Here is a 583-nt window from a genome sequence, read left to right on the forward strand (position 1 = left end):
CACGGGTGATCCGAGCGAGATTGCCGACGAACTGCTCACCAACGCCGACGTCGATCTGGTCACCTTCACCGGTGGCGTACCCATCGGCAAGTACATCTCGGGCAAGGCCGTCTACAAGCGCCAGATCCTGGAGCTGGGCGGCAACGACCCGATCATCGTGATGGAAGACGCGGACATCGAGGAAGCCGCCACGCTCGCCGCAGGTGGTTCGTACAAGAACTCGGGCCAGCGGTGCACAGCAGTCAAACGCATGCTGGTGCACGAAGCCGTGGCCGACCGGTTCGTCGAGTTGCTGGTGGCCAAGACCAAGGCGCTGAAGTACGGCGACCCGATGGACCCGGACACCGACATGGGCACTGTCATCGACGAAGCGGCTGCCAAGCAGTTCGAAGCGGTGGTCAACGAAGCCATCGCGGCGGGCGCCAAGCTGCTGTACGGCAACGAGCGCCGGGGCGCGCTGTATTCGCCCACGGTGCTCGACCATGTGGACCCGGAGATGACGGTGGCAAAGCACGAGACCTTCGGCCCGGTGTCGCCGGTGATCCGCTTCAGGAACATCGACGAAGCCATCCGCATTTCCAAC

At 63.8% G+C, this 583-nt stretch carries 1 protein-coding gene; it reads left to right on the forward strand.

Annotation, left to right across the window (positions count from 1 at the left end):
- A partial coding sequence (locus DBV14_RS34225) for an aldehyde dehydrogenase family protein (protein WP_124461068.1) occupies positions 1 to 583 on the forward strand: 583 nt, incomplete at both ends.

It is taken from the genome of Variovorax sp. KBW07 (assembly GCF_003852515.1).
In the GTDB taxonomy this organism is placed as follows: domain Bacteria; phylum Pseudomonadota; class Gammaproteobacteria; order Burkholderiales; family Burkholderiaceae_C; genus Variovorax.